This window comes from Gilvimarinus sp. 1_MG-2023, from assembly GCF_030548285.1.
The window spans coordinates 1-232 of record NZ_JAUOSC010001824.1 but is presented as its reverse complement, the minus strand read 5'-3'; the positions used below and the strand labels follow the sequence as shown (position 1 = coordinate 232).

At 53.9% G+C, this 232-nt stretch carries 1 pseudogene; it reads right to left on the bottom strand.

Annotated elements, in window-relative coordinates:
* Positions 1–9: 9 nt before the first annotated feature.
* Positions 10–232, bottom strand: a pseudogene (locus Q4563_RS23005) (hypothetical protein); the annotation flags it as partial.

Below are 232 nucleotides of genomic sequence, written 5' to 3'. Positions count from 1 at the left end.
AGTTCAGGCTCAGAAGAATTCGCCGTAGCGCTGTACTTCCCAGTCGGAAACGTGGCGACAGTAGTCGATCCACTCTTCGCGTTTGAGGCGGACAAACTCAGCCATCACTTCTTTGCCGATGGCATCCGTCAGCACCGTGTCTTTTTCCAGTTCATCAATGGCTTCGCCCAGGGTTTGCGGCAGGATTTCGACGCCTTCAGCTTTGCGTTCTGCTTCGCTCAGGGCATACATA